At 66.3% G+C, this 7,572-nt stretch carries 5 protein-coding genes and 4 pseudogenes; 3 read left to right on the top strand and 6 right to left on the bottom strand.

Translation table 11 applies throughout. The features are described from left to right. Positions 1–433: 433 nt before the first annotated feature. Positions 434–1,807, bottom strand: a complete 1,374-nt coding sequence (locus ACWDYJ_RS35505) for an IS4 family transposase (protein WP_451569735.1) — start codon at positions 1,805–1,807, stop codon at positions 434–436. A gap of 418 nt (positions 1,808–2,225) precedes the next feature. Beyond that, on the bottom strand, positions 2,226–2,996 hold the full coding sequence (locus ACWDYJ_RS35500; protein WP_451569734.1) for a transposase: 771 nt from the start codon (positions 2,994–2,996) through the stop codon (positions 2,226–2,228). Between the two features lie 79 nt (positions 2,997–3,075). On the opposite strand from ACWDYJ_RS35500, the pseudogene ACWDYJ_RS35495 reads away from it, so the two are divergent. Both ACWDYJ_RS35495 and ACWDYJ_RS35490 read left to right on the top strand, forming a co-directional pair. Then, positions 3,076–3,250 (top strand): annotated as a pseudogene (locus ACWDYJ_RS35495) (transposase); the annotation flags it as partial. 114 nt (positions 3,251–3,364) lie between these two features. Then, on the top strand, positions 3,365–3,592 hold the full coding sequence (locus ACWDYJ_RS35490) for a hypothetical protein (RefSeq protein WP_451569733.1): 228 nt from the start codon (positions 3,365–3,367) through the stop codon (positions 3,590–3,592). Between the two features lie 21 nt (positions 3,593–3,613). Here the strand turns inward: ACWDYJ_RS35490 and ACWDYJ_RS35485 are convergent, their stop codons facing one another. From ACWDYJ_RS35485 to ACWDYJ_RS35475, 3 genes and pseudogenes are all read right to left on the bottom strand, one after another. Next, entirely contained in the window at positions 3,614–5,056 is a 1,443-nt protein-coding gene (locus ACWDYJ_RS35485) for a hypothetical protein (protein WP_451569732.1), read from the bottom strand. Between the two features lie 736 nt (positions 5,057–5,792). After that, positions 5,793–5,987, bottom strand: a pseudogene (locus ACWDYJ_RS35480) (transposase); the annotation flags it as partial. Next, positions 5,959–6,552 (bottom strand): annotated as a pseudogene (locus ACWDYJ_RS35475) (helix-turn-helix domain-containing protein); the annotation flags it as partial. The pseudogenes ACWDYJ_RS35475 and ACWDYJ_RS35480, both read right to left, overlap by 29 nt. 98 nt (positions 6,553–6,650) lie before the next feature. On the opposite strand from ACWDYJ_RS35475, the gene ACWDYJ_RS35470 reads away from it, so the two are divergent. Continuing rightward, the gene (locus ACWDYJ_RS35470; protein WP_451569731.1) at positions 6,651–6,950 is read left to right on the top strand and encodes a helicase associated domain-containing protein; all 300 of its coding nucleotides are present in this window, start codon (positions 6,651–6,653) and stop codon (positions 6,948–6,950) included. A 139-nt stretch (positions 6,951–7,089) separates the two neighbouring features. Here the strand turns inward: ACWDYJ_RS35470 and ACWDYJ_RS35465 are convergent. Further along, positions 7,090–7,572: pseudogene (locus tag ACWDYJ_RS35465) on the bottom strand (hypothetical protein); the annotation flags it as partial.

Genomic DNA, 7,572 nt, shown 5'->3' with positions numbered 1-7,572 from the left:
CGCCGATCAGGCGACGGCCGAACCAGTGGTATCCAAACCACCGACACCCGCACTGACGAGGTAATCAACACCTCCCGCACAGCGGGGGAAGCTCAGCGCGGCAGCCAAAGCACTCGGCAGCCACACCCTCTTCTATCTGGTCCGGGAACAACAGCGCCTGACCCACACAGACATCCACTGGAAGCAGTACGGGCTCTACTACTAGCGGCCAACCACAGAGCTCCAGTCCCTTTTCAGGAGGGGCTTGTACTCCGCGGCGGTGGTGCGGGTTGCCCCATCCCCCGGCCGGGATTCACCCGGCGGCCGCGGCCGGGCCCTGCCCCAATGCCACGAAGCTTAAGTTGATCTCGGCGTGGTGGGCGGGGCGGTTCCGAGTGAGGCGAACTTCAGGCTCCGTGGCCCGCGTGGCGGGTGCCTGCATCCGAAGCCCTCTTCACTCGATAGGAGTTGTGGCGGGCGCGCTTGACGACGCGTGGGTAGGAGCGGGTGCGGCGCGCTGGGTTGCAGTTTCGGCGCATAGCAAGCGTGGCGAGGACGTCCGTCTTGACCGCTTCCCAGCATTCAGGGGGGGGAAGGCCGCCGTCCCGGTAGCGGTGCGGCGGACGATGTTGAGAGTCCTGAGGAAGCTGATCCGGTCCGGGTCGATATCGGCGCCGGTCGCGGCCTGGCAGATGAGGGAGTTGATCGCGTAGTGGACGAGCAGGTAGGCCCAGATTTCCTGGTGGACCAGGTCCGGGCTCTTGGACCGCAGCACCTTCCCCGGGCCGCGCAGGACGGTCTTCAGCTGGCCGTTCGCGGTCTCCTCCTCCCACCTCTGGTGATAGGCGGCCGCCAGTTCGGCGGCGGTCGCGGCCTCCGGATCGGTGACCGTGGTGATCAGGCAGATCAGTTCCCCGCCGTCGCGGTCGGGGACGTCGTACTCGATGATCCGCACCACGTGGGCTGCGGCCGGGTCCGGCTTCGCGCCGGTTTTCGCCTCCCGCAGCAGTTCCTCCCGCTGCCGGCCGCGCAGGCGGGGATCGACCAGGGCCGACAGATACGTACCGTCGGACAGGACCTTCAGGACCGGCAGGGACAGCTGCGTCGGAGCCCGCCAGCACAGTGCCGCCCCGGTCTGGGCGGCGGCGCTGAACGCGGTGAAGCTGTAGAAGCCTCGATCAGCAAGTAGCAGCCAGTCACTGGAGATCGAGGGCAGCAGCGAGGTCGCCATCGCCTTCTCGCTCCGGTTCCACGGGCCGACCTCGGCGTCGATGAAGGCGTGCGATCCGCACTCGACGACGGCCACCACCCGCGCCTTGGGGAACGCGGAGCGGGACTGGTCGTTGCCGGCGTAGCCGAACTCGGCGGCGTTCTCGCCCGAGTCGGGGAGGTCGAGCTCGAACCCGTCGATGGCCATCAGCCGCCAACCGCGAAGCCACGCGCCCCGGGTCTCGCTGGTAGCCACCGGCTCGGCCACCCGGTAGAACGTCTCCCGCAGCACGTCCCGGCCCAGCCGCTTGCGCGCCCGCGTGATCCCCGACGACGTCGGTGGCTCCCACGCGGCATCCCACACGCCGAACTGCGACAGCGAGCCGGTGACTTTCTGCGCGACCTCCTCGGCCGCGTCGTCGGAGAACAGGCACAGCGCCATCGTCAGATAGGCGGTCACGTGCGGAGGGAGCTTCCCGCCGCGGCGTTGCTCCGCCACCCCGCACACCGCCACGGCCTCATCGACCTTGAACCGCGGCACCGCCGCAACCAAGACCCCCAACGACACCTGGTCCGGTCGCGCGACCGGACCAACCGATTCCACGGACCCCTGAGCCATGCGGCAACCCTAGCCACGCGACTGACGTGGCATTGAGCAGCACACCGGGCCGTTCCCCGACGAAGCGACGCCACCGACCATTTCTTGATCAACTTAAGCTTCGTGGCATTGGGGCCTGGCCCACTTCGAGGGCCGCACCTGGGCCGGCTGGCACCACGACGTCACCTCGTCTCCGCCGCCCACGCCTTCTGCACCCTCCAGCGAATGGCCAGAGCCCAAAAGAAATGGCACCGGCCTGAGCCTCTACCGAATCGTCCGCGAACTGCAGACCCTCCTCGCCACCTGGGCCGGCGCCTGCCCCACCTGTCACCGCGACATACCCACCCTCGCACCGACCTGACCAAGCCCTACTAAGGGTTGTCCCGTAAATGATCTCCGAGTCGTCTCGGGCACGGGTGACGGCGGTGCGGCCCGCGATCTATCCGGCGAGGGTGAGGTTGTGCATCCGGGCGATGCCGAGCATCGCGTGGTGCACTCCGTCGCCTTTGAGGCGGCAGTCGCGGAGGATCTTCCAGGTCTTCATGCGGGCGAAGACGTGCTCGACGCGGGCTCGGACCTGCTTGTGGGACTTGTTGTGCTCTTCTTTCCAGGCCGGCAGTTCGCTCTGGCCGCGCTTGCGGCGGTGAGGGATCACGAGTCCGGTGCCCGGGTAGCCGCCGTCGGCGATTGTGAGTGTCTTGCCGACCGCGGCTTTGGCGCCGGATTCTTCCCATGCCTTGCAGTCGTTGCGGTTTCCGGCGAGGGGCCGGCCCGCCACGACAACGAGGCGGGTGTCGGCGTCGATGACGACCTGGTGGTTGGTGGAGTACCGGTAGTTCTTGGACCGCTCCGCGATCGTGTGGTCGCGGGTGGGCACCAGGGTGCCGTCCACGATAAGCACGGTGTCCTTGGCGAACCGCTTGCGGGGCTGGAGCGCGAGCATCGGCCCGAGATGGTCGATGATGCGGTCCGCGGCTGACTTGGACACCCCGAACAGCGGGGCGAGCTGGCGCATCGTCAAGTTCGTGCGCCAGTACGCCGCGACCAACAGGACACGGTCCTCCAGGGGCAGGCTCCACGGCCGGCCCTTGCCGACCGCGTCCGCACCCTCGCGCCGCAGCACGGTCACCAGCTTCCCGAAGCAGCGCGGGCTCAGCCCGGTGAACGGGGCTATCCAGGACGGCTCCGACGCCGTGATCACACCAGCCACACCAAGATCATCTCACCTGTGACCAGCAGTTACGGGACAAGTCTTAGGGCGTGTCCGACGGGTCGGGTGAGGGGCTGGTGACGGCATTCTCTTCCGCCAACGGACTGGCATCCAGTGGCGAGATCTACCCAAGCGGTTCAGAAAATGGAAGACGGTGCACGACCGTCACGGGCGTTGGTCGGCGGATGGCACATGGGACCGGATCCTTGGGGCTGTCCAGGCCGAGGGCGACGCAGAAGGCCGGATCGACTATGCGCTGGGCGCCGATTCTTTAACTCTGGCCGTGAGGTACCGCCTGCCATCGGGGATAGGGACGTATTCGGCGCCACGAGAGATCACCCTTGTGCGGCGTGTTCCAGCGATGCTGCGTGAGAAAGATCAGTGGGCGCCGTGCCAGCGCACGACTGGCCTGCCCGGCCTCACCAGCCGATTGGGAGAAGACCTTGCCCGACAAGCCCCGCAACAACGAAGACAACGATGACACCGACCTCCTCGGAGGTGAGCCCGTCAAGGAAGTCGATCCGGCTGACGTCATCGAACAGTCCATCCCCGTGCCACTCAAAGACGATTACGAGGGCGACATCGCCGAGTACTAGTAGGGCTTGGTTCGCGCTCTTTCACTCGCCGGTTTCGGATCCGGTTGAAGGCCTCCCGGTGGCTGCTGCCTGCGGGTGCTTGACCTTGCGGTCAAGCACCTCCCGCATCGAGCGGCCTTCAGCGTCCTGAAAAACGTCCTCCAGCCATGCTACATCGATCACCTCGGGGTGAACATGGCTCAATTGCGCGAATGCCCCGATGAAGTCGTGTACGAAGTTATCCGGCAGCCGATATTCCAGCATTTCGAACACGGTGGGCTGAATGAGCCAGGCTCCGATGGCGCGGTTCAAAAGCCCAGAAAATTCCTCGTCAGCGAGAAGACCTTCGGCGATCATTTGTCCGGGTTCGTCATCCAGTAGGGCTCCTATGGCGCCAGCTAGTCGCCCCTCGTATTTTTCGCCAAGATAGTCAGCACGGAAGCGATCAAACTTTGCGACGTGCTCGTTTATCAGCCTTTCGAAATCTGTGACGTCCTTAAAAAAGGTCATGACAGCGATGCGTAGCATGCGCCTTCTGCCACCGTTACATGCTGCGTCTATATCGAGAGCCCCCATAACGTCGAGGATGTCGTTGGCATAGGTGAGCCCTGCCGCCGGGTCCGTTGCACAGACAAGCCCGCGGGTGGCGGCGGAGTCGACGACAAGCGAGCCGCTGTCCCCGCCCAGCGCGGCAGATCCTCCCTCGTCCGCGCGGATCACGAACAGGGTGTTGCCGTCCCCGGCCTTGATGCGCTTGCCGTTATAGTGTTGTTCCCTGTAAGAGACACCGATTTCGTCCACGGTGCCGCTCTGCAGTCGGGTAGTAATCCCGCGACGGAGGACTCTCTCGCCGATGTATGGCGGAAGGCCAACGAACGGATGCCTGCCTGGGATCTCCGCCACCGAGAATTCCACTTTTGACTGTGTATCAACGTGGACGATCCCTGCATCCACGGCAAAGGCGTAGGCGTAGTCGGCTCCGAGTGGACCGAGATACCAAGGAACGATGCGACTGGTGTAACCGATGTACTCTCCCCAGAAGCCCCTCGAGGGTTGATAAACGCGGAGGTCATCGGGGAGCCGATATGGGGTGTCTGCATTGGTGAGGATGTGGTTGTTGGTAAGAAGGACCGGTTCCATGGGCCAGCGGCGGTCGTAGAAAACGCCGCCGGCGGTGCCAGCTCCTGCGGTTGCGCCTGCGGCTTCAATCATGCAACCGCCCTTGACGGGGCGGTATTTCGCGAAGTCATACATCCATTGGCAGGTCCGAGGCATGGCGCTTTCTATGACGTCGGTGGGCACGCTCTCGCCGTTGAGGGTCAACTCTCGGGGGACACGATCCCGTGTTGCGAGGTTTGCGGAACGCTCCTTGCGAATTACATGGACACGGACACTGATGGTGTCGGTGATACGGCCCCCCACTATTTTGTAGCCGACCCCGACACCGATGACATTGGGCAGCCGAAACAGGTCTTCCGTGTACATGCGCACTGCGGCGAGGGCTGCTCTCGGAGGTTCGGGCTCAGGAGTGGTGTGAGGCATGGCGTCCTCGATCCTGGATGGGTCAGGCAGTTTCGTCCTGTAGGGGACCTCCCGCAAGCTTGCGCCCGGGCGCCATGAGGTGTCGAGGGCGATCTGTGATCGCTCCTACGGAGATGACGGAACCTCAGCGCCAGATTCGCCTACGCGGCTCCGAGAGGGCCAACCATCACTTCCTAGCGCGAACTTCCCATATTTCGGCCGCGCTACTTCCGATTTTACCCTCTCCTCGGCCGTGGGGACCAACGGAAGAGACAGTAACGCTACGCACTTGATCTCGAGCGGTGAGGGGGACCCGGCGTGGCCTGCATGCCGGTACGGCCTGTTCAACATGATCAAGGCGCCTACCGTCAACGGCGAGAGCTTCGCCGACCTTGTGCTGCTGCGCTGGCTATCCAAGGAGACCTCGGCCGGTCAGAAGGCGTCGTACTGCGGCAGCGGACACGTTCGCCCAGACGATCCCTGGGTCGCCTCTGATTATCGAGGCCGACGAGCCCTCCACGGCCCAGGCGATGTTGGACAAGTTGAGGCACACGCCGCCGCCCCGCTGACCGCCAGTCAAGCGCCTAGTTAGGGCTTGGTCAGGTTGGTGCTGGTGTGGGTATGTCGCGGTGGCAGGTGGGGCAGACGCCGGTCCATGTCGCGAGGAGGGTCTGTAGCTCGCGGACGACTTGGTAGAGGCTCAGGCTGGCGCCGTGTCTTTTGGGGCTCTGACCAGTCGTTGCAGGGTGCAGAAGGCGTGTGCGACGGAGACGAGGGTGACGTGGTGGTGCCATCCGTTCCAGGTGTGGCCCTCGAAGTGGGCCAGGCCCAGGGCCTGCTTAATCTCCCGGTAGTCGTGCTCGATGCGCCAGCGGAGCTTGGCCAGTCGGGCCAGGTGTGGTCAGCGGGGTGTCGGCAGTGCGGTCCGGCCGCTCGTTGACCGCGTACTCGATCCGGGCCAGCTTGGCGTCGAATGCCGGGTCCGGGGACTCCTTCCAGGTCTTCGTCCGCTGGAAGGAGATCCCGCGGCGGGCCAGTAGGCACCGCAGGGCCTCGCGGCCGATCCGAACGGGCCGGGCGATATTGCGCCGCAGGTGATCGACCAGTTTGCGGATCGACCAGCGGGTGAAGGGCTTGCCCAGCACGGTGGGGCGGGTGGTGGCCGTCTGGATGACGAAGTCCTCGTCGTCACGGTTCAGCAGACGGGGACGGCCTCCCGCCCACTGAGGGTTGAGGCATGCGAGCCCGATCTCGTTGAAGCGGTGGATCACGTCCCGGCCGGTGTCCTCGTCCGCCTGGACCAGACGCGCGATCACCGGGACCGTGCTGCCGCCGGCCGAGGCCAGCAGCATCATCGCCCACCGAAACCGCACCGAGCTCGTGCTGCCACGCCGCACAATCTGCTGGAGCTTTTGCCCCTCCTGCTCTGTCAGCCTGCGGACCCTCACCGGTGGTGCCATCCCGCCCCCTGCTGGTTGGAAGTCGTCACTTCCAACCAGCACAACGAGCAACCCGGTGAACCTATGCGGTCACAGCACTAGCAGACCCGGCTCGTGATTTGGCGAAGACCTCCGGCGTGGTGGACAAGTTCAGGTCCCCCGCGCACGGGGGTCTTCTGTTGGGGACGAGCGCGACGTCCCGGCCGGGCAAGGGCGGCAAGGCGTTCCAGAAGGGCCTGGAGGCCCTCCGGCAGTACGTCGCGCGGGAGGGCCGCCTGCCGGGTCGCGCCGTCGTCGACGTCCTCCCGGACGGGGCCGAGCACCGCACCGGGATCTGGATCGGCAACCAGAAGGCGCGCCGCGACCGGCTCGACGCCGGTCAGCTCGCCGAGCTGGGCGTGGAGTGGGCCACAGCGTGATTGCCCCGCAAGCACGGACTACGGGGTGATTGCGGGGCAATCACCCTCGTTCCAGAAACTGGAACAGGGGGCGCCGTCGGCGGGCCGGCCCTTCCTCCGTCCCTTCGGGATTGCGTTCTCAGGCGAGGGAGCTCCGCCGTCACCGCGTACGCCCCGCGCCCCTGGCCGGTGCGGTCTGTTGCCGGTGGGCGGGGACGGCGGCTTCCGTCGGGGCCTGCTGTCCGGGGGCGCCGTCGGCGGGCGTGGTGGTGGAGCGGGAGCGGGCAGCCGTCGGGGAGACGCGGACCCGGGACGCGGGCGCGGCCGGCGCCGAGGGCGGTGTCGTCAGGGAGTGCAGGGTCGCGTCCACGAGCCGCCCGACCGTGGTGGAGGACGGGCCGTCCTTCCAGGTGGTGTCGGTCCCGAGGCGGGCCAGGTGCGCGGCGAGGAGACCGGTGCCGCCCTGGTCGCGGATCTGGTCCATGCGGTGGGCCAGCAGGGGCCACTGGCGGGAGCCGACCAGGAGACCCGCCTGCGTCTCGGGGAGGACGTCCTTGACGACGCCGACGATCGCGGCGTGCGCGAGCCGGTTGACGCCGAGCTGTTCCAGCGCCTTCGCCCGGTCGCCGAGGTCCAGGTCCCG

The sequence above is a fragment of the Streptomyces sp. NPDC003042 genome, assembly GCF_053591315.1.
This window is presented reverse-complemented; position numbering and strand designations above follow the sequence as displayed.